At 67.2% G+C, this 20,656-nt stretch carries 19 protein-coding genes; 9 read left to right on the top strand and 10 right to left on the bottom strand.

Annotation, left to right across the window (positions count from 1 at the left end; genetic code table 11):
- Positions 1-37: 37 nt before the first annotated feature.
- Positions 38-457, top strand: coding sequence for a DUF1801 domain-containing protein (locus ACWIGM_RS11570; RefSeq protein ID WP_454026082.1), 420 nt, complete (start codon positions 38-40; stop codon positions 455-457).
- Positions 458-464: 7 nt separating this feature from the next.
- Here the strand turns inward: ACWIGM_RS11570 and ACWIGM_RS11565 are convergent, their stop codons facing one another.
- Positions 465-1,274: a helix-turn-helix domain-containing protein gene (locus ACWIGM_RS11565; RefSeq protein ID WP_454026081.1), complete on the bottom strand. Its 810-nt coding sequence runs from the start codon at positions 1,272-1,274 to the stop codon at positions 465-467.
- Positions 1,275-1,361: 87 nt separating this feature from the next.
- Between ACWIGM_RS11565 and ACWIGM_RS11560 the strand changes: the two genes are divergently transcribed.
- Positions 1,362-1,862 carry a hypothetical protein gene (locus ACWIGM_RS11560; protein WP_454026080.1) on the top strand — a complete coding sequence of 167 codons (501 nt, stop codon included), beginning with the start codon at positions 1,362-1,364 and terminating at the stop codon, positions 1,860-1,862.
- 17 nt (positions 1,863-1,879) lie between these two features.
- The gene (locus ACWIGM_RS11555; RefSeq protein WP_454026079.1) at positions 1,880-2,257 is read left to right on the top strand and encodes a VOC family protein; all 378 of its coding nucleotides are present in this window, start codon (positions 1,880-1,882) and stop codon (positions 2,255-2,257) included.
- Positions 2,258-2,272: 15 nt separating this feature from the next.
- Here ACWIGM_RS11555 and ACWIGM_RS11550 read toward each other — a convergent pair whose 3' ends face one another.
- The 4 genes from ACWIGM_RS11550 to ACWIGM_RS11535 all read right to left on the bottom strand — a co-directional run bounded on the left by ACWIGM_RS11550 (position 2,273) and on the right by ACWIGM_RS11535 (position 5,249).
- Positions 2,273-2,653 (bottom strand): DUF930 domain-containing protein, encoded by a 381-nt coding sequence (locus ACWIGM_RS11550; RefSeq protein WP_454026078.1) that lies wholly within the window; start codon positions 2,651-2,653, stop codon positions 2,273-2,275.
- 426 nt (positions 2,654-3,079) lie between these two features.
- Positions 3,080-3,922 carry a DMT family transporter gene (locus ACWIGM_RS11545; protein ID WP_454026077.1) on the bottom strand — a complete coding sequence of 281 codons (843 nt, stop codon included), beginning with the start codon at positions 3,920-3,922 and terminating at the stop codon, positions 3,080-3,082.
- The gene (locus tag ACWIGM_RS11540; protein ID WP_454026076.1) at positions 3,919-4,419 is read right to left on the bottom strand and encodes a GNAT family N-acetyltransferase; all 501 of its coding nucleotides are present in this window, start codon (positions 4,417-4,419) and stop codon (positions 3,919-3,921) included. The genes ACWIGM_RS11545 and ACWIGM_RS11540 overlap by 4 nt, the downstream gene beginning before the upstream one ends.
- 65 nt (positions 4,420-4,484) lie before the next feature.
- The gene (locus ACWIGM_RS11535; protein WP_454026075.1) at positions 4,485-5,249 is read right to left on the bottom strand and encodes a sulfite exporter TauE/SafE family protein; all 765 of its coding nucleotides are present in this window, start codon (positions 5,247-5,249) and stop codon (positions 4,485-4,487) included.
- Between the two features lie 137 nt (positions 5,250-5,386).
- Here ACWIGM_RS11535 and ACWIGM_RS11530 point away from each other — a divergent pair, with 137 nt between their 5' ends.
- Positions 5,387-6,811 (top strand): lipopolysaccharide biosynthesis protein, encoded by a 1,425-nt coding sequence (locus ACWIGM_RS11530; RefSeq protein ID WP_454026074.1) that lies wholly within the window; start codon positions 5,387-5,389, stop codon positions 6,809-6,811.
- 156 nt (positions 6,812-6,967) lie between these two features.
- A complete protein-coding gene (locus ACWIGM_RS11525) occupies positions 6,968-7,783 on the top strand; it encodes a L,D-transpeptidase (RefSeq protein ID WP_454026073.1) in 816 nt (271 codons plus the stop codon).
- 79 nt (positions 7,784-7,862) lie between these two features.
- Here the strand turns inward: ACWIGM_RS11525 and ACWIGM_RS11520 are convergent, their stop codons facing one another.
- Positions 7,863-8,672: a DUF2076 domain-containing protein gene (locus ACWIGM_RS11520; RefSeq protein WP_454026072.1), complete on the bottom strand. Its 810-nt coding sequence runs from the start codon at positions 8,670-8,672 to the stop codon at positions 7,863-7,865.
- A 116-nt stretch (positions 8,673-8,788) separates the two neighbouring features.
- Positions 8,789-10,093 (bottom strand): UDP-glucose dehydrogenase family protein, encoded by a 1,305-nt coding sequence (locus ACWIGM_RS11515; RefSeq protein WP_454026071.1) that lies wholly within the window; start codon positions 10,091-10,093, stop codon positions 8,789-8,791.
- 625 nt (positions 10,094-10,718) lie between these two features.
- On the opposite strand from ACWIGM_RS11515, the gene ACWIGM_RS11510 reads away from it, so the two are divergent.
- On the top strand, positions 10,719-12,245 hold the full coding sequence (locus ACWIGM_RS11510; protein WP_454026070.1) for a calcium-binding protein: 1,527 nt from the start codon (positions 10,719-10,721) through the stop codon (positions 12,243-12,245).
- Between the two features lie 168 nt (positions 12,246-12,413).
- On the opposite strand, the gene ACWIGM_RS11505 is transcribed toward ACWIGM_RS11510, so the two are convergent.
- Entirely contained in the window at positions 12,414-13,112 is a 699-nt protein-coding gene (locus ACWIGM_RS11505; protein ID WP_454026981.1) for a L,D-transpeptidase, read from the bottom strand.
- Between the two features lie 472 nt (positions 13,113-13,584).
- Here ACWIGM_RS11505 and ACWIGM_RS11500 point away from each other — a divergent pair, with 472 nt between their 5' ends.
- Positions 13,585-15,750 (top strand): methyl-accepting chemotaxis protein, encoded by a 2,166-nt coding sequence (locus ACWIGM_RS11500; RefSeq protein ID WP_454026069.1) that lies wholly within the window; start codon positions 13,585-13,587, stop codon positions 15,748-15,750.
- Positions 15,751-15,756: 6 nt separating this feature from the next.
- On the opposite strand, the gene ACWIGM_RS11495 is transcribed toward ACWIGM_RS11500, so the two are convergent.
- On the bottom strand, positions 15,757-16,179 hold the full coding sequence (locus ACWIGM_RS11495; protein WP_454026068.1) for a globin family protein: 423 nt from the start codon (positions 16,177-16,179) through the stop codon (positions 15,757-15,759).
- A 114-nt stretch (positions 16,180-16,293) separates the two neighbouring features.
- Positions 16,294-17,703, bottom strand: coding sequence for an MATE family efflux transporter (locus ACWIGM_RS11490; RefSeq protein WP_454026067.1), 1,410 nt, complete (start codon positions 17,701-17,703; stop codon positions 16,294-16,296).
- Positions 17,704-17,889: 186 nt separating this feature from the next.
- Here ACWIGM_RS11490 and ACWIGM_RS11485 point away from each other — a divergent pair, with 186 nt between their 5' ends.
- Together ACWIGM_RS11485 and ACWIGM_RS11480 are read left to right on the top strand one after the other, a co-directional pair.
- On the top strand, positions 17,890-19,119 hold the full coding sequence (locus tag ACWIGM_RS11485; protein ID WP_454026066.1) for a M20 family metallo-hydrolase: 1,230 nt from the start codon (positions 17,890-17,892) through the stop codon (positions 19,117-19,119).
- Between the two features lie 14 nt (positions 19,120-19,133).
- A complete protein-coding gene (locus ACWIGM_RS11480; protein WP_454026065.1) occupies positions 19,134-20,546 on the top strand; it encodes an amidase in 1,413 nt (470 codons plus the stop codon).
- The last annotated feature ends 110 nt before the right edge of the window (positions 20,547-20,656 follow it).

The raw sequence follows: 20,656 nt of genomic DNA, 5'->3' as shown, positions 1-20,656 counted from the left end.
CGAAGCGGCCGCATCTGCTTGTAGGCAGGAGCGGCTCGTGACCTTTGCGCCATTCACCGACGCGGCCGTCGAGGCGAAATTCCGGTCGCTGCCGGAGCCGCTTAGGCCACCGATGCTGCGCTTGCGCCAGATGATCCTCGACGTCGCTGCCGCGACCTCCGAGATCGGACCGCTGACCGAGACGTTGAAGTGGGGCGAACCGGCCTGGCTGCCCGAGTGGCCGAGGATAGGGACGACCATACGGGCTAACGCGCTGAAAGGTTCGGCGACGCGTTACGCGCTCTACGTCCATTGTCAGACCAGCCTGATCGAGACGTATCGGCGTCACTATCCCGAGCAGTTCGACTATGACGGCAACCGGGGACTGATCTTCGCCGTCGGGAGCGAGCCGCCGGCCGAGCCATTGGCGCATTGCATCGCGCTCGCCCTGACCTATCACCGCTGGGCAAAGCACTGACGCCCGCTCAGGCGCTGCGATAATCGCCAGGGCTTGCGCCCATCACCCGCTTGAAGCGCCGGTTGAAGGTCGAGAGGTCGCCGAAGCCGCAATCGAAGGCGATCCCCGCGACCGGCAGCGCGGTCCGGCGCAGCAGCAATGCCGCCCGGTGCAGGCGGGTTCGCAGCACATATTGGTGCGGCGTCATCCCGACCAGTGCGCGAAAGATGCGCAGGAAATGGTAGGGACTCATCGCCGCCTGCCGCGCCAGCGCGTCGAGCGACAGAGGCTCCTCGCAATGTGCCTCGATATGGCGCAGCGCCCGCGTGATCCTGCGCTGGTCGCGGGCGCCTGATGTCTCGACTCCGGGCCTTGTGCCCGACAGGACACTCGCCACCGCTCCGGCGAGACGCAGCGCGATCTCTTCGAGCTTCTCGGGGTCATCAGCAGCGATCTCTGCTTCAGCGACGAGGTTGGCGAGCGCGGGAAGGGGCGGCAGATGTGCCTGCGCGAAGCTCATCTGCCGGGCGCCCGGCACCGCCGCGACGATGCGTTCGAGCCAGGCCGGCTCGAACTGAAAGGCGAGGCAGCGGTCGCCGGCCGCATGCTCATGGCCGCATTCGAAGCAGGCACCGCCATTGCCGAGCAGCAGCGATCCCGGCGCCAGCACCGCGCTGCCTTGTGTCGAGCGGTAGCGGAACGAGCCGCTGCGGACGACGGCGATGCAATGCTGCGGATGCTCTTCCTCGAAGGCGCGGTCGTCCGGGCCGGCCGTGCAGACGATGTCGCTGACCCGCCAGCCGGGGCCCGAGGCCAGGAGATGAGCGGTCGCGGTCATGCCTGCGAGTTTAGCAGTTTTTCCCAAGTGCTGCCCGGCGCTTCGGGCCAAGCTGGGCGCCACTCTGATCAAGAACGGAGCCCGATCATGACAGCAGCGCCATCGACGCTGGCCGATGTCCTCATCGCCACCGGGCCGGCGCCTGAAGCCGCGGACAAGCTCGCCCTCTACGGCCAGTTCGTCGGCGCATGGACCATGGACGCGATCGTGTACACCGATGACGGCCAGCGCCATGAGGCCAGGGGCGATATCCATTTCGGCTGGGTGCTCGGCGGGCGCGCCGTCCAGGATGTCTGGGCGCTGCCAGCCTTCTTCCACGGCACGACGCTGCGCATCTACGACCCCGGCCAGGATGCCTGGCACATCCTCTGGAACGATCCGCTCAAGCAGTACTACACGCACCAGATCGGCCGCGCCGAGGGCAGGGACATCGTCCAGCACGGCAGGCTCGATGACGGCACCGCGATCCGCTGGCGCTTCACCGAGATCACCCCGGACTCGTTCCACTGGATCGGCGACCGCTCGCGTGATGGCGGCGTGAGCTGGCAGGTCCAGGCCAATTTCCGCGCCAGGCGCATCAAAACCTGACGATCAGGAGGAGCATCATGTTCGATCACGTTTCCATCGGCGTTCGCGAGATCGCCCGCAGCAAGCGCTTCTATGACGCTGCGCTCGGTGCACTCGGCTATGACTGTCTGAGCGCCGACGAAGGCTCGCTCGGCTATGGCAAGGGCGGCGTCGGCCTCTGGATCGGCGCGGTCTCAGCGCCGGTGCCGCCCGACCGCGACTCCAACCTGCATTTCTGCTTCGTCGCGCCGACACGCGACAGCGTGGATGCTTTCCATGCAGCTGCGCTGGCCGCCGGTGGTGCTGACAACGGCAAGCCCGGCCTGCGCGAATCCTATGGCCCCGACTATTACGCAGCCTTCGTCGTCGATCCCGATGGCTATCGGCTGGAGGCCTATTGCAGCAAATCGGCCTGAGGCAACTGCGGTTGGCTAATGCTCGGGCGGCAGGTCATGCGCCGCCCATTCGCTGCGCGGGATCGCCTCGCCGACACGGAACTGGAAGCCGGCGACCTTGCCGTTCGCCGCCATCTCGCAACGGAAGCGCAGGCCGTACCATTGCTTGCGGCTGCGAAAGGCGGCGCCCTCCGCTTCCAGGGCCGTCTTCGTCAGCTTCGTGCCGGCCATGGCGAAGGCGACGACGCGGTCCGGCTCGAACTCTGCTTTCCAGGCATGGATCTGGCTCATCGCCTCGAGATTGCAGAGCTGCTCGATGCGTTCGCCCGTCTCGAGGGTCTTCAGCGCCTCGCGCGTCCCGCGGCTGCGCGGATTGGCCAGCACGCTCTCGGAATGCAGTGTCCGGGCCGTGATCATCGCCGGCGGTTCGGCGGGCGTTGGAACGGGCAGGGCGGGCGGCTTGTCCGGAAGCGGGGGAGCCTGGGCTGATTGTGGAGGCGCTGCGATCTCGGCTGCTGGCGGAAGGGTGGGCGCCCGAGCTGGGACGGGTGGCGGCGCAGGTGGCGTCAGCGCTTCCGGGCCAACCAGTTCGACTTCGACGCTCGTCTCGTTCGCCGGCGCGAAGCTGCTGACTGTCCGGATGGCGAGCAGGACGCCAAGCAGGATATGGAAGCAGAGCGCGGCAGGAAGGCCAGGTTCGCGAAGGACGCGAACAGCGGTGCCGGAGCGCTGCATCGCCGGATCAATCGCCGTTGGAGCGGAAGCTGGGCATGCGCAGTCGGTCGCTTCCCTTTGGTCTTGTTGTGCAGAAGTCCGACCAAACAGGCGATTTTGCGGCAGGGATCAGCGCCGGCTGACGGCGAAGGCGCCGGCGACGATCAGGAGCGCGCCGGCATAGGTCGTCCAGAGCGGGGCCTCGCTGAAGACGAACCAGCCGAGCAGGCTCGCCCAGATCAGCGCCGTGTACTCGATCGGCGCCAGCCGCGAGGCGGGCGCGCGGGCGAAGGCCGAGGTCAGCGACAGGTGCCCGGCGACGCCGAGTGCGCCGGCAAAGAAATAGGCGAGGAGATCGCCGCCGCTCATCGGCATGAAGACGTAGTAGGCCGGCCAGGCCAGGCACAATGCTGGTCCGGCATTCTGGAACAGTACGATGATCGCCGGATGCTCCTTCACTGCGATCCGGCGCAGCAGGATCAGGTTGAAGGCATAGGAGATCGCCGAGAACAGCGCGGCGGCGACACCGAGCTCCGCGCCGGTGACGCCCCCTTGCAAACGCGGCCAGACCATCACCAGCATGCCGGCAAGGCCGAAGCCGAGCGCCTGCAGGATGCGCCCGTCGAGCCGTTCCTTCAGGATCAGCGCCCCGAGCAGGGCGACGAAGACCGGGGCGAGGAAGGACAGCGTCAGCGCCTCGGCCAGCGGCAGAACGGAGACTGAATAGAAGAAGCTGCCGGCGGTCAGGATCACCACCGGCACGCGTACCGAATTGCCGATCAGGCTGGCGCGCGTCGGAAAGGCCGGGCGCAGGAAGGCCAGCACCACGAACGCGCACAGGCCGCCCATGGCGAAGCGCATGAACAGCGCCAGCAGGAACGGATGCTGCTGCATCTGCGCCTTGATCACCGCGTCCATCGCGGTGAGCAGCGCGATGCCGAGAATCGCCCGCAGCGCCGTGTTGGCGGTCATGACCGTGCCGGGGCGAGCGGCTTGCGGAAATGATACTCCCAGGAGGAGGAGATGTCGGCGAGATAGCGCTCGCCCGGCCAGCGCACGAAGCCGAGCTTCTCGTAGAAGCGGTGCCCGCGGGCGAACTTGCTGTCCGACCACAGCATCATCTCGCCATAGCCGCCGGCTTCGGCGAAGGCGAGGGTGCGGGCGAACAGCGCCTGCGCCAGCCCGCTGCCGCGCTGGCTCGGGTCGGCATAGACCTTGAACAGCTCGACCGCGTTCTGGTCGGGCACCGGCACGACGGCGATCGAGCCGGCGATGCGCCCATCCGGCCCATCTGCGACCCAGAGCCTGCCGCCCTTTTCAGCATAGTGGCTGGCAGGGCGACGCAGCTCCGGGAATTCCGACCAGTCGAAGAAGCAGTTCGGATACTCGGCGAAGGTCGCGGCGATCAGGGTGGCGAGCGGTTCCGAATCGGCGTCGGTGGCATCGCGAAGGGCGGGCAGGGCGATCATGATCGATCGCTTAGGGCCAAAGCGGCCCGCTGCAAAGATGGGCCGCTCGCGCGCCTGCCATGCCGTTATCGCAGCAATGCCAGCGCGGCGTCGGTCGTCAGTTTCAGCGCGGCCACGGCGAGCAGCAGATAGCAGGCGAAGAACAGCCGCTTCTGGTCGAGCCGCTCATGCAGCCAGCGCCCGATCCAGACGCCGATCGGCGCTGCCGGCAGCAGCGCCAGCGCGGCCCAGAAGGCCTGCGGCTGCTTCAGCCCAAGGGCGATGTAGGGCGGCAGCTTCAGGAGGTTGCCGAGCATGAAGAAGGCGATGGTCGTGCCGACGAAGGCGGTCTTGGAGAGGCCGCGCGCCAGCAGATACATCGCCACCGGCGGCCCGCCGGCATGGGCGACGAAGGTGGTGAAGCCCGAGGCTGTCCCCGCCAGCAGCGCCAGCGGCGACGAGACCGGCAATCTGCCAGCGGGCGCGACCCGGCCGCGCAGGAACCAGTGCGCCGTGAAGGCGAGAGTGATGAGCCCGATGATCAGCGTGACGATGCGCGCGTCGACGATGAGGAAGACCGCGTAGCCGATCGCGATGCCGACGATCAGGCCGGGGATCAGCCAGACGAGATCCGGCTTCGACCAGGTCGAGGCGCCGAAGCTGCCGATGGCGACGAGGTCCATCGCCGCGATCAACACCGCCACCATGATCGCGGCCTGCAAGGGATCGACCACCAGCGCCAGCAGCGGCACGCCGAGGATGGCGAGCCCACCGCCGAAGGCGCCCTTGCCGATGCCCATGAGCAGGGTCGTGCCCCAGCCGACGAGATAGAACAGCGGATCGCCCGGCATCGGTTCAGCCGACCGTCTTGGTGGACAGTGATCCGATGCAGGTCTCCGCCTGGGCATGCATCGTTTGGCGATTAGGCGGAATCAGCGCAGTCATGCGCGGCTGGTGTCGAGCTGGCCTGCCCCTTCGCGATGGCGTCATGACCGTTCTCCTGCCCTTCGTGATCAATGCCGGGCTGAACTTCGCCCTCGGGCTGCTCATCGCCTATTTCCTCGGCCCCGCCGAATTCGGCCGCTACGCCATCGGCGCGGCGATCATCGTCGTGCTCAACACCGCGCTGCTCGACTGGATCAGGCTCTCCGCCGTCCGTTTCTACTCGCAGAAGAGCCGGGAGGAACAGCCGCAGATCCGGGCGACCCTCGATGTGCTGAGCGCAGGCATGACCATCGCGCTCACCGGCCTGCTCGTCGCAGCCGTCGTCGCCGGCGTCGATTTCGGCCTGCCGGTCATGCTGGTCGCGGCCTCGGTGCTGGGCGGCATCTGCGCCGGCATGTTCGACTATCATGGCGCGATCGCCAGGGCGCGTTTCCTCGATGCGGCCTATGCCCGCCTGGTCATCGTCAAGAACGTGCTGGCGCTGTTGCTGATGGTCGGCGGCGCCTGGTGGATGCGCGACGCGACGATCGTGATGTTCGGCGGCGTCGTCAGCGTGATGGCGGCGCTGCTCGCGGTGCGCAGGGCGCTCGCCGACGCCCCGCTCTCCTGGTCGGCGGCGCGGCGCGATCTCGCGCTCGACTTCGCCCGCTACGCGCTGCCGCTCGTCGGCGCCAATGCGATCTATTCGCTGATCCCGCTGCTCAACCGCTCGCTGCTCGCCGACGCCTACGGCTTCGCCGAGGCCGGTTACTTCTCGCTCGCGGCCGATATGGGCCTGCGCCTGTTCGGCACGCTCGCCGCGACGCTGGAGATCGTCATGCTGCGCGAGGTGCTTCGGCTCGACGAAACGAAGGGCCGCCGCGCGGCGCAAAAGCGCATCGCCGACAATCTCGTGATCGTGCTGATGGTGGCGCTGCCTGTCGCGGCCGGCCTCTTCCTGGTGCTGCCGGCGTTCGAGAAGCTGCTGGTGCCGGCGGCGTTCCACGGCCACTTCGCAGCCTATATGCTCCTTTTGCTGCCGGGCTTCGTCGCCCTCACGGTCTTCGTGGCCGGACTCTATCCGGTCTTCCTGCTCGGCAAGCGCACGGGCATGGTGACCTTCGCTGCCTGCGCGGGGCTGGCCGCCAATCTCGCGCTCGTCTTCGGCGGCGTCGTGGCCGGGCCGGAGCGCTTCGCGCTCGGCCAGACCGTCAGCTTCCTCACCGTTCTCGTCATCACCGGCTGGCTTGCGCTGCGGACCCTGCCGGTCCTGCCGAAGCCGCGGGATGTCGGCGTCGTCATCGCGGCGGTCACAGTCATGACGGCGGTGGTCTGGCCGCTCTCGGGGCGCCTGCCGCCCTTGCCGGAATTGCTCCTGCAGGGCGCGCTCGGCATCGCCGTCTATGGTGGGCTGATGCTGGTCTTCGACGTAGCCCGCTGCCGGACATTGCTGAGGCTATGGCTCGCTCTGCGCAAGCGGGCAGCGTGAACCAGGCGTTTACTGCGTTTGCTCGGGGATCGCTAAGGTTAATCCCGGGAATTCGAGCGATTATGGCGGTTTCAGTCTGAGCAAAGTCAACGATTCACCATTCATTTCAACGCATCGCCTCACGCTTCCGGCACGTTGCGTCCAGAGAGTTGCGTCATGCGTCCGCTCTATTTCGTTCCCGTCATCGTGCTTGGCGGTGCTCTCCAGCTATCGGGCCAGGCCAATGCCCAGACCTATTGGCGTCCTGCCGATCCGATGGTCACGAGCTCGACCGCGCGCGGCCAATATGGCGGCGGCTTCATCGAGATGATGATGACCGGCCAGGATCCGACCGACTATGGCCGCGGCGGCGCAGTCTACAACCGGCCGCCGCGCGCTGCCTATGGCCAGCAGCCGGCGATGCGCCGCCTCTCCGACTACGAGGCGCCGGTTCCGATCCAGGGCGATCCGATGGAGCCGCGCCGCGAGCGCCGTTCTGCTGCGCTCGGCGCGCCGATGCCGGCCGAACGGCCGATCGCGCGCACCCTCGATCCGCGCTTCCAGAAGCAGGAAGTCGCCTATGCCGGCCCGCACAAGCCCGGCACCATCATCATCGACACGCCGCAGCGCTTCCTCTTCCTGGTGCAGCCGGGCGGCCGTGCCTTGCGCTACGGCATCGGTGTCGGCCGTCCCGGCTTCGAATGGGCCGGCATGAAGGCGGTCACCCGCAAGGCGGAATGGCCGAGCTGGACGCCGCCGGCCGAGATGCTGAAGCGCCGGCCCGACCTGCCGCGCTTCATGGCTGGCGGTCCCGAGAACCCGATGGGCGCACGCGCGCTCTATCTCGGCTCCTCGCTTTATCGCATCCACGGCACCAACGAGCCGAACACGATCGGCCAGGCGGTCTCCTCCGGCTGCATCCGCATGAACAACGAGGATGTGGTCGACCTCTATGAGCGGGTGCGCGTCGGCGCCAAGGTTCTCGTGATCTGAGGCAAGCGGCACGCTGCCCAAAGGAAAAGGCCCGCCTGTCGCCAGGCGGGCCTCGTCGTTTCAGCGGACCATGTAAGCCTCAGGCCCAGTCGTCGTCTCCGCCGCCCGAACCGTCGTCATAGCTGGCGTCGTCGTAGCTGGCGTCCTGATAGGTCGGCTCCGGCTGGGCTTGCTGCGGCTCTGCAGCGGGCTGCTGGTCGGCGGCCGTCTGGGTATCCTTGGCCGCCTCGTTGCTCTGCGATGCGTCCTTGTTCTGCGCAGTGCTGGCCTCGGCCGGTTTGGCTTCGCCCGCCGCGCTCTTGTTGCCGCCCAGCGCGTTCATCAGCATGTTGCCGGCGACCATGCCGCCGGCCACGCCAGCCGCTGTCGTCAGCGCGCTTGCCATGAAGCCGCCACCGCGGGCCGGAGCCTGCGGCTGGGCAGCCTGGTTCTGCCAGGAGCCGGGGGCAGGGGCCGCGCCCATGCCTTGCTGCGGGGCCATGCCCTGCTGCGGTGCCGCGGCGGGGCTGCCCCAGGGCGGCGAAGCCGGTTGCGGCGCGGCGCGCTGCGGGAAGGACGGCACCGAGCCGCTGCGGGCCGGCTGGCTCGCGCCACCGCCGAAGATGCCCGACAGGAAGCCACCGGATTGCTGGGCCGGAGCCGGTGCGGGCGGCTGATTGCGCAATTGCTCGACCTCGGCCTGCAACTGCTCGATCTGGCCCTGCATGCTGGTGAGCGCCTGCTCCTGCACATAGACCGACTGCGCCATCGCATAGACGGCGTAGGGCTGCTCGCGAAGGCGGTCCGCGATGAAACGTTCAGCCTCGGGGTCGCGGGGCTGGTTGGCCGCCTGACGCAGGCGGTCGAAAATCCCGGCGATCACGTCGCGTTCTTGCGGCGTCATCGTCATCTCCTCTCGTGTTGGACAAGGCGGTCGCCCTGTCGCCCCGAAAGGTGGTGACGGCTTATGACGCTATCAAGGCGACTGTCCGGCGCCTTTCTGTCGCGCCGAAACGGAGCGAAGCTTCAGGCGTTGCCGACATTGACATAGGTGAAGCCGCGCTCGCGCATCTCGCTGGAGCGGTAGACGTTACGCAGGTCGACGACGACGGGATGGCGCAGCGCTGCCTTGACGCGTCCGAGGTCGAGCGCCCGGAAGGCATCCCATTCGGTCACGATGACCAAGGCGTCTGCTCCCTCGATGCAGGAATACGCATCGGGCGCGTAGGTGATTTCGGGCATCAGCGCCTTGGCGCTGGCCATCGCTTCGGGGTCGTAAGCGGTGATATCGGCGCCGGCATCGAGCAGGGCCGTGACGATCGCCAGCGAGGGAGCCTCGCGCATGTCGTCGGTGTTGGGTTTGAAGGCGAGGCCGAGCACGGCGATACGCTTGGCCCTGACCGAGCCGCCGCAGGCGGCGATCACCTTGCGCGCCATCGCGCGCTTGCGCTGGTCGTTGACCGCCACCACCGTCTCGACGAGGCGCAAGGGGCTTTCCATGTCCTGCGCCGTCTTGATCAGGGCGAGCGTATCCTTCGGGAAGCAGGAGCCGCCATAGCCGGGGCCGGCATGCAGGAACTTGCCGCCGATGCGGTTGTCGAGGCCGATGCCGCGCGCCACCTCCTGGACATTGGCGCCGACCCGCTCGCACAGATCCGCCATCTCGTTGATGAAGGTGATCTTGGTCGCAAGGAAGGCATTGCCGGCGTATTTGATCAGCTCCGAGGTCCGCCGTGCGGTGAACAGGAGCGGGGCGGCATTGAGATAGAGCGGCCGGTAGAGGTCTTCCATCACCTTGCGGGCGCGGTCGTCCTCGGTGCCGATCACGATCCGGTCCGGGCGCTTGAAGTCGGCGATCGCCGCGCCTTCGCGCAGGAACTCGGGATTGGAGACCACGGCGAAATCGGCGTCCGGCCGGGTCTCGCGCATGATCCGCTCGACCTCGTCGCCGGTCCCGACCGGCACGGTCGACTTGGTGACGACGACGGTGAAGCCGTCGATCGCGGCGACGACGTCGCGCGCCGCCTGGTGGACATAGGAGAGATCGGCATGGCCGTCGCCGCGCCGCGAGGGCGTGCCGACCGCGATGAAGACGGCATCGGCCGCGGCGACTGGTCCGGCGAGCTCGGTGGTGAAGGAAAGCCGCCCGGCACGGACATTATTGGCGACGAGGTCGTCGAGGCCGGGCTCGTAGATCGGGATCTCGCCGCGCTTCAACGCCGCGATCTTGCCGGCGTCGGTGTCGACGCAGGTCACCTCATGGCCGAAATCGGCGAAGCAGGCTCCCGAGACCAGGCCGACATAGCCTGAACCGATCATCGTCACGCGCATCTGGCGTTCTCATCATCCGGCCGGCGGGCTGCCGACCGGCAGGGCGTACCGCAAAACTGTGCCGAGGCAAATCGCTGCCGCGCGCCCCGGTTCTCAGCGCGCTATGACGATGGCGGGTTACGCTGCTGTGACGATACCGAAAAAGGGCGGCTGTCAGGACTTGCGCCCCGCGAGTTTCAAGTTCGTAAAGATAGGAAAAAATCACCAATCATAACAATGAGATATTCTAAGTTTGCCTTAGCTTGTGTCGAAGGCAGGGACGGCATTGGCTGCGGTTTTCCTCTGTCTGTCGGGAAGTCTCGAACCGACGGTTGGCGGATGGCCGTGGCGAGCCGGGAAAGACGGTGCACCTCCTTTGCGCGCAGCGTGACCACCGGTCACTCGATGCCGGGCAAAACTCGGGCGACGTCATGCGAAACGGCTGTCGAAATCGGCTCGGCTGCCGCACTTGCCTAAGTTTAAAGGTTATTTTGACTATCGATCTATTTCTTGTGCAAATCAGCCTTCAAATAAATAGAAGAATTACAATAATATTTACAAGCAATGGCGCTTGTCATCATGTTGATAAAAGGTGTTTGTTTATTTACTTTGGATTTTCGGAAGCTGAATGAGAGGGAGTGAGCTCATGGCCGAAATCGTGGGAACGGTTGGACGCGACACGCTCCGTGGGACAAGCGATGCGGACCGCATCTGGGGCCTTGCCGGCGATGACGACATCGATGGCGGCGTTGGAGACGATATCGTCGATGCCGGAGCGGGCAATGATGTCGTCAGGAGCGCCAGCGGCTATGACCACCTCTATGGCGGCGATGGTTTCGACCGGCTGATCCTGGTCGGAACGGGCGGCGCGATCGATGGCGGCGCCGGTTACGATGCATTCTTCCTTGATGCCTCCTCGGCCACGGACGACGTGATCTTCGATGGCGCGAGCGGCCATGGCACGATCGGCAGCGAGCCCGCGACTGCCCAGCACATCGTCTTCCAGGATATGGAGTGGGCGGTCGTCACCACCGGCGCCGGCAACGACAGAGTGAGTGCCGGCGATCTCGATCGTCTCATCGCCAGTACCGGAGCAGGTGACGATCGCATCGAGGGTGGAGACGGTGCCGACGAGCTCTCCGGCGGCTCAGGCGATGACGAGCTGCATGGCGGGGAGGGCGTGGACACCCTGACAGGCGGAGCCGGCAATGACTGGATCACTGGCGGAGCCAGCTATGACAATTTGTCGGGCGATGACGGCGACGATGTGCTGTTCGGCGGCGACGGCCTCGATTCCCTCCAGGGAGGTTCCGGCAACGACTATCTGAATGGCGGCGCCGATAACGACACGATGGACGGCGGTGCCGGCGACGACATCCTCAAGGGCGGGGCCGGCGACGACACCATCGGAAGCTGGGAAGGCAGCGACGTCATCGACGGCGGCGACGGCAATGACAGGATCACGCATTTCTCGCAGCGCGGCACCGACGAGGCCGCGACGATCAATGGCGGCGCCGGAGACGACTGGATCCGCGCGGATGCCAACGACACCGTCAATGGCGGGGCAGGCAATGACCTGCTCCTGTTCGGCCTGGGCGATCTGCCCGGCCCGCTCGACTTCGACGCGACGCAGGGCTGGATTCCTGGTGGGCCGACCTATGCCAGCATCGAGAATTTCGAGCTCGAAAGCGGGGCTTATGACGACACTTTGCGCGGCTCCGATGGCAGTGACCGTTTTTCCGCGAACGGCGGCAACGACCTTCTGGAAGGACGGGGCGGCAACGACGAGCTGATCGGCGGCTTTGGCGACGATCGGCTGAGCGGCGGCGCGGGCGATGACCGGCTGGTCGGTCAGCCGGGAACCGACGAGCTGATCGGCGGCGATGGCGCCGACGTGTTCCATTGGAGCGTCAGCTACGACACTCCCAGCAGCGTCGATCGCGTCGTCGATTTCGACGCTGCGGAAGGGGACGTCCTGAGTTTCCTCATCGACGCCAACGGCGATATCGCCTCGATCCGCGACTATGATGATTTCCTGGCCGCCTCGCGCGACACGGAGGCGGGCGTCCTGGTCACGCTCGATGGCTTCGAGGATGCGGCCGTCCTGATCGTGGGTGTTTCCCTCGCGGAGATTTCCGCCGCCAACCTGATCTTCACCGCTATCGACTTCTGAACCATGTGGCGCACCTGGCGAATCTGGCGGCCGCGAGGCGTCCTCGATCTCGCACGATGAAGCGCCTGCGGACATGCAGGCGCTTCATTCGTCGTCAGTGGCCATCCGGGGTCGGATGAGCCGGCCGCCCTTCTGATGAAGCAGGCCGGGCGGGCCGGCTGCGAACCCTCAGATGTCGTCCGGCGGCAGGGGAGCGTCGGTCTCGTCGAGCTCGGGTTCCCCGATCGGATTGCGGTTCAGCACGACCACCGGCGTTCCGGTCGGGACGCGGCTGTGAAGGTCGATGATGTCCTGGTTGAACAGGCGGATGCAGCCGGAGGACACGGCCTTGCCGATCGACCAGGGCTCGCTCGTGCCGTGGATGCGGTAGAGGGTGTCGCGATTGCCCTGGTAGAGATAGAGGGCGCGCGCGCCGAGCGGGTTCTCGATCCCGCCGGCCATGCCGCCCGCCCAGCGCGCGTTGCGCTCCGGCTCGCGGGCGATCATCGCCGCGGTCGGCGTCCAGCGCGGCCATTCCGCCTTGCGGGCGACGTTGGCGCGGCCGCGCCAGGACATGCCCTGCTTGCCGACGCCGATGCCGTAGCGAATGGCGCGGCCATTCTCGCGGACCAGGTAGAGATAGCGCGCCGAGGTGTCGACCACGATCGTGCCCGGCACTTCGGGGGTCCGGTAGTTGACCTCCTGACGCAGGAAGCGCGTGTCGACTTCGTCGATGTCGGTCGCCGGCAGCGGATGGCGCTCGTCGGGACGCTCATCATACATCGACAGGAAGGCGGCGTTCTGATGGACCGGCGTGCGCGCCTCGTAGGGCTGCTGCGGACCGGTGATGCATCCGGCCAGGCCGACGGGGACGAACGCCGAGGCCATCGTCAGGAAACGGCGGCGGGAGCAGGTGGCGGAAGCATCGGGCAGGGAGGGCATCTCTAGAACTCTTGAATTGGGCGGCGGCTGGCAGCGACAACAGGCGAAATGCCGACAAGTTCCAATGAATTCTCGCCGGCTGACCCCTTCCACTTCACGGCCCTGCGTGGCGTCGGGGTGAAAAGTATGCGGCGAAATTGTGGCCGACGCACAGCGTGGCTCGAATGCCACAGTGCGACATGCTGTCTTTGCATGCCGGGCGAGGTGCTACCCTGTGTAGGTGGCTGCTCAGATATACAGCGAAAAAGAGAAGAGTTGCTGCATTTTGCATCGGTTTCCCAAGGGAAGGGCCCTGTCTTAAACGGCTCTTAACCACTGCTGGCAAAGCTTTTTAAGCCTTGTCGGCTTCGGTGCCTGGTCATGCCGAACGTTTAAGTGCCGGTCAGCCTTTCGACCGTGCAAGAGCACGAGCAAGAATATGAAATCGATCCGCTTCAAAGTGCTGGCGATGCTGGGAATCGTCGCCGCCGGCGCGATCCTGTCCGCGGTCCTGAGCCTCTACGCTCTGTCGCGTTCCGGAGACCTCAACGCGCGTTCCGACGTTCAGGGCGAGATCGCATTGCTCACCGAGCGGCTCAACACGCAGGTCTTCGCTGTGGTGATGGATTCCCGCGGCATCTACATGTCGAAGGACGCCAAGGAGGCGGAGGCCTTCGCCAAGCCGAAGGAGGCGCGCTTCCCGGTGATGCGCAAGCTCGCCGCCGATCTGGTCGCGCTGGTGCCGGTACAGGAGCGTGAGACCGCGCTCAAGCTGCAGAAATCGGTTGAGGAGTTCATCACCTTCCGTGGCGAGTTGATTCGCCTCGGTCGCGAGGTTTCGACCGCGGCCGCCAACCAGCAGGGCAACAACGACGAGAACCGCGTCAACCGCAAGGCTCTGAACGACCAGCTCGTCGCGTTCGGCAAGCGCAATGAGGAGGTCGGGAACCGGCTCGCGGCCGAAGCTGCCGACTTCACGCGCCAGATCCAGTGGATTCTTCCTGTCGTGTTGCTCGCGGCGCTGCTGGCTTCGATCGCCGCTGCCATTCTGTTCGCGCAGCGCTCGATCACCCGGCCGCTGCTCGACCTGAGCGGCAGCATGAGCCGCCTGACGGCGGGAGAGACCGATATCGCGGTCCCGCATACGAAGCGGCAGGACGAGATCGGCGACATGGCCCGGTCAGTGGCGGTCCTCCGTCAGAGTACCGAACAGGTCGCGCTGCTGCAGGAGCAGGAGCGCGCCACCGCGGCAGATCGAATCCGCTCGGCCGATGCGATGGCCGTTATCGTCTCCGATGTCGGCGAGGTGGTCGCGGCTGCGGCTGCGGGTGACTTCTCGGCGCGGCTGCAGGTCGAGGATGCCGACGAGCAGATGCAGAAGCTCGTCGCCGGGATCAATGAGATCAATGCCGTCGTCGATTCGGCGACGACCGAGTTCGTCGAGGTGCTGAACGCGCTGGCGGCAGGGGACCTGACCCGGCAAGTGCCGACGGCCTATAGTGGGCGCTTCGCCGAGCTCAAGGAGGCGGTCAACGAGACGATCGCGCGGCTGTCATCGACGGTGTCGACGATCCAGGCGACGGCGTCGGATGTCGGCATCGCGGCGCGCGAGATCAATATGGGCGCCGACGACCTGTCGAAGCGGACCGAGGAGCAGGCCTCCTCGCTGGAGGAGACGGCGGCGACGACCGAGGAGCTCGCCGCCTCGGTGAAGGCTTCGGCGCAAGGCGCGCGCCAGGCGGCTGCGGTCGCCGAGGAGGCGATGAAGGCGGCCCAGGATGGCGGCGCCATCGCCGGCGAGGCGGTCAGCGCCATGGCCCGCATCGAGGAGGCCTCGCGCAAGATCTCCGACATCATCCGGGTGATCGACGACATCGCCTTCCAGACCAACCTGCTGGCGCTCAATGCGGCGGTGGAAGCGGCAAGGGCCGGCGATGCCGGCAAGGGCTTTGCCGTGGTCGCGAGCGAAGTGCGCACCCTCGCCCAGCGCTCGGGCGAGGCGGCCAAGGACATTTCCGGGCTGATCTCCTCGTCCAATGCCGAGGTCGAACAGGGCGTGCGGCTGGTGCGCCGGGCCGGGGACTCGCTCGAGAAGATCCTCGCCGCCTCGCAGAAGGTCACCGGCACGATCCAGGAGATCTCGGCGGCCTCGGCCGAGCAGGCGCATGGCATCGACGAGATGAGCCAGGCGGTCGCCCATCTCGACGAGATGACGCAGGCCAATGCGGCGCTGGCCGAACAGAGCGCCGCATCGGCCGGGGCGCTCTCCGGCCGCATCGGCGAACTCAACACGCTGGTCGCCAGCTTCCGCACCGGGAATGGCAGCAGCGGCGTCCTGGCGACCGGAGCGGCCTCTGGCAGCCCCGGCACGCGCTCTGCCGCCAGGACCGCCCTGCGGGCTCCTGCACGCCCCATCAGCGCGGCGCCGCACCCGGCTGGCCCGACCGATCGCGCCAGCGGCCAGGCACCCGAGCCCGAGCGCCTGCGCCAGCTCGCCGAGGCCGCCTTCGCCCAGAGCAAGGCCGCGCCACGCCGGGAGCCGAAAGCGCCGGCCCGCAAGGCCGCAAACGGCCGCGACAGCGACGATGGCTGGGAAGAGTTCTGAGCGGGCTTAAGCCGAGCGCCGGCTCGGCGCGGTGGCGGAAAGCATGGTTTCAGCTATCTGGCCGTAGAGCTCGGTCCAGGCCGCCCGGGTCTGGGCCGTGAAGGCGGGGCCCAGCGAGGTCTCCAGAGTCCAGAGCAGGGCCTTGCCGACGGCCTCGTAATGCTCGGGCTGTACACCGTAACCGTGATGACGCTCGCCCAGGCGCTTGAGCAGGGCATCGAGGCCGGCCGGATCATTCAGCATGGCGAGCGCGACCATCAGCGTTTCCATCAGCTTGGCCGCCTGGGTCTCGATATCAGTCTTGAAGAGGGCCCGCGCGCTGGGCGTCGTGGTGAACAGCCGCTCGTAGAACAGGCACGCCGTCTCGATCTTGCGCCGATGCAGCTGCGCAAAGCTTGACCGGACCAGCGCGATATCCTGCGGCGTCACGACCTTCTCCCTTCAGCATTGCAGCATGAGGGATCGTTTCGGAAATCCTCTGCCAATTCACGTGGAAGCGCAACCCAGAGTTACCGGATTCTTGCAAATAAGAAGCCGTTGAATCTAGGAGGCTTGCTCGCCGGCCGCTTTGGTCAGGCCGAGCCGCTCGCGCGCGAACCAGCGTGCAAGCATCAGCGCGGCGACGATCGCCAGGCCGGTTGCGAGACCGATCCAGATGCCGACGCCGGCGAGCGATGTCCAGAAGCCGAGCGCGGCCGAGAGCGGCAGGCCGATTCCCCAGTAGCCGAGGCCGGCGAAGAGCATCGGCACGCGCGTGTCGCGCAGGCCGCGCAGGATCGAGACGCCGACCACTTGCACGCCATCGACGACCTGAAAGATCGCCGCATAGAACAGGAACAGCACGGCGAGCTGTGCCACCTCGGCGGCGCGCGGCTTGCTGGCGTCGAGGAATGGCACGACCAGCCAGTGCGGGATCAGCAGCATCAGCAGGGCGGTGAAGCACATGAAGGCCGTGGCGAGCGCGAGCGCCGTCGCGCCGGCCCGGGCGATGCCCTCGCTGTCACCGGCCCCGAAGGCGCGCCCGACCCTGACGGTTCCGGCCTGGCCGATGCCCATCGGCACCATGAAGCAGAGCGAGGCGATCTGGATCGCGATCGCATGGGCGGCCAGTGAGGTCGGACCGAGCAATCCCATCAGGAAGGCGGCGCCGTTGAAGATCCAGACCTCGAAGCCGACCGTCGTGCCGATCGGTAGGCCCATCCGCCAGAAGGCGCGGTAGCGGCTCCAGTCCGGCCGCCAGAAGCGGCCGAACAGGTGGTAGCGCCGGAAGCGCCGGTCGAGCGAGACCACGATTGCCAAGCCTGCGAACATCAGGGTCGAGGCCAGCGCCGTCGCCAGCCCCGAGCCGGGAAGGCCGAGTGCCGGGAAGCCGAGCCGCCCGAACATCAGCACCCAGTTGGCGAAGGCGTTGAAGACGACCGCGAAGAGCACGGTCACGAAGACCCAGAACGGCCGCTGCAGCGCCGCGAGAAAACCGCGCAGGACGAGATAGCAATAGAACGGCAGCAGACCCCATTGCAGGGTGTGCAGATAGGAGGCGGCGGCTTGCGCCAGCGCCGGACTCTGGCCCATCGCCGTGAGGATCGTCTCGGCCTGCCAGAGGAGGAGCCACATCGGCCCCGCCATGGTCGCTGCCACCCAGAATCCCTGGCGCACCGTGCGGCGCACATCCCGGACCGAATGCCGGTTCCGTCCGAGCTCGATCGCGACCATCGGCGCGACGGCGGCCATCACGCCGATGCCGAAGATCAGGAAGGCCATGTAGAGATTGGAGGCGAGCGCGCCGGCGGCGAGCGAGTCCGGGCCGAGATGGCCCATCATCACCACATCGGTCGCCGTCATCGCCGTTTGCGCGACATTGGTCAGGACCATCGGCCAGCTCAGCGCCAGCATGGCTTTGACCTCAGTGAGCCAGGGGCTCGCCGACCGGTAGGGAAGAGCGATCTGCGACATGAGTGCCTTTTATCTGGGCAGATTGCTCCTTCACAGCCCAGGAGGCGCCGGTCCGGGCCGCGTTCTGCGCGTGGCGCGCTGCCGGCCCGCGTCGCGTCGCCCACTCTGCCTCTTGCGCGCTGGCGCCGGTTCCGGCCTGCTGGGCAGCAGAACCGATCTCATGCCTGCCTATGGAGAGCCGACGCGATGAGCACCAATCTGCGGATCGACGGGGAGCGCCTGCTCTCGCGGCTGGCGGCCCTGTCGCGGATCGGGGCGACGCCGGAAGGTGGCTGCAGGCGGCTCGCGCTGACCGATGAGGACAGAGAGGGGCGCGACTGGCTGGTCGGCGAGTTGAAGGCGCTCGGCCTCGATGTCCGCGTCGATGCGATCGGCAACATCGTCGGCATCCTCAAGGGCCAGGAGGACGGGCCGGCGGTGATCATGGGCTCGCATATCGACACGGTCGGCACCGGCGGCCGCTTCGACGGCGCGCTCGGCGTGATCGGCGGCGTCGAGGTGCTGGCGGCTTTGCGTGATGCCGGAGTGACCCCGAAACGCGACATGGCGGTGATCGCCTTCACCAATGAGGAGGGCGCGCGCTTCCATCCCGACATGCTCGGCTCCTATGTCTGGGCCGGCGGGATGAGCGTTGCGGCCGCCCATGCCGAGCTCGACGCCGATGGCGCCGTGCTCGGCAGCGAACTGAACCGCATCGGCTATCACGGCCCGGAGCAGCCCGGCTTCCTGCCGGCGCATGCCTATCTCGAACTGCATATCGAGCAGGGGCCGGTGCTGGAGAGTGAAGGCGGCGGTCTCGGCGCCGTCACCGGCATCCAGGCGATCTGCTGGCTCGAGCTGACCCTGACGGGTAGGCCGAGCCATGCCGGCACCACGCCGATGCGCTATCGCAAGGACCCCGGCCTCGCCGCCGCGCGGATCAACATCTTTGCCAACGAGCTGACCAAGACGATCCCCGGCCAGCTCGCCAATTCGGGCGTGATCCGCGTCAAACCCGGCAACGTCAACGTCGTGCCCGAGACCGTGGTGATGACGCTCGACCTGCGCAATCCGCAGGACGCACCTTTGGCCGAGGCGGAGGCAGCGGTCCGCAAGTTCTGCGCCGAACTCTCGGCGCGCGACGACATCGCCATCAGCTTCCGCGATCTCGCCCGCTTCCCGGCGACGCCCTTCGCAGAGGAGCTGATCGCCAGCGTCGAGGCGAGCGCCGCCGAGTTCGGCCTGCCGATCCGCCGGATGATCTCCGGCGCCGGCCACGATGCGCAGATGATGTCGCGGCTCTGCCCGACGGCGATGGTCTTCATCCCCTCGATCGGCGGCCTCTCGCATAACCCGGCCGAACTCAGCAGCGACGACGACATGGTCGCCGGCGCCAATGTCCTGCTCAGCGCCGCCTGGCGCGCCGCCAACGCCTGACGGGGATTCAATCAATGACCACCATCGCTTCGCTGTCCGCCGCCGAGCTCGGCGGCCTCTATGCTGCGCGGGAGCTGTCGCCGGTCGAGGTCGCCCGGGACGCGCTCGCCCGCATCGAGCGCTTCGAGCCTGAGGTGAACGCCTTCGTCGTGCGTGACGAGCCCGTGACGCTCGCCATGGCGCAGGCTGCCGAGGCGCGCTGGCTGAAAGGCGAGGCGCTCGGCCCGCTCGACGGCGTGCCGGTGACGATTAAGGACAATCTCGGCGTCGCCGGCTGGCCGATGCGGCGTGGCTCGGCGCTCGCCTCCGACGCACCGTTCCAGCAGGACGCTCCGGCGACGGCGCGGCTGCGCGAGGCCGGCTGCGTCTTCCTCGGCAAGACGACCATGCCGGAATATGGCTGGAAGGGCGTCGGCGATTCGCCTTTCTCCGGCATCACCCGCAATCCCTGGGATGTCTCGACCGGCCCGGGCGGCTCCTCCTCGGGCGCGGCCGTCGCCGCCGCACTCAATCTCGGCTGCATCCATCTCGGCACCGACGGCGCCGGTTCGGTGCGCATCCCCGCCGCCTTCTGCGGCGTCTTCGGCCTGAAGCCGACCTATGGCCGCGTGCCGGCCTGGCCGGCCTCGGTGATGGGCTTCCTCGCCCATCTCGGCCCGCTGACCCGCACCGTGCGCGATTCCGCCCTCGCCATGAACGCGATCGGCCGGCCCGATGCGCGCGACATGACCGCCTTCACGGACATGCCGCCCGATTTCACGGCCGGGCTCGATCGCGGCGTGCGCGGCCTGCGCATCGCCTGGTCGCCCCGTCTCGGCGGGGATGCCCTGGTCGATCCGGAGATCGCGGCGCTGACGCATGCGGCGGCGCTCACCTTCCGCGAGCTCGGCGCCACGGTCGAGGAGGTCGATCCTGGCTTCGACGACCCGATTGCGACGCTGATGACACTGTGGTCAGCCGGCGCGGCGCTGGCACTGCGCAGCACCGATGCGGCGGGGCGCGCGCAGATGGATCCCGGGCTCGTCGCTGTCGCCGAGATGGGAGAGCGGATCGAGAGCGCGACCTATGTCGATGCCCTTTTGTATCAGCGCAATGCGCTCGCCTATCAGATGGCGCAGTTCCACGAGCGCTTCGATCTCCTGCTGTCGCCGACACTGCCGCTGCCTGCCTTCTCTGTGGGCCGCAACACGCCCGAGCATGGCCGCTATGGCGAGGATTGGACGCGTTGGACGCCGCTGACCTACCCGTTCAACATCACGCAGCAGCCAGCCGCCGCCGTGCCCTGCGGGCTGACCTCTGCCGGATTGCCGGCAAGCCTGCAGATCATCGGCGCCTTCGGCAATGATGCGCTGGTGATGCAAGCGGCCGCGGCCTTTGAGGCGGTACATCCCTTCGCGCGCGTCGACGCTCCGATCAAATCGATTTAGTTTTCTGAGCGCAATTTTCTGCGGTGGCGGGGTCGCTTCATGCGTCGTTTGTTTGCAAACGATGTCGTGAGGCGCAAACCGGTTCCGTCTGGCACGAACCCTGCACGGCG

The sequence above is a fragment of the Allobosea sp. NPDC055332 genome, from assembly GCF_053645455.1.
This window is presented reverse-complemented; position numbering and strand designations above follow the sequence as displayed.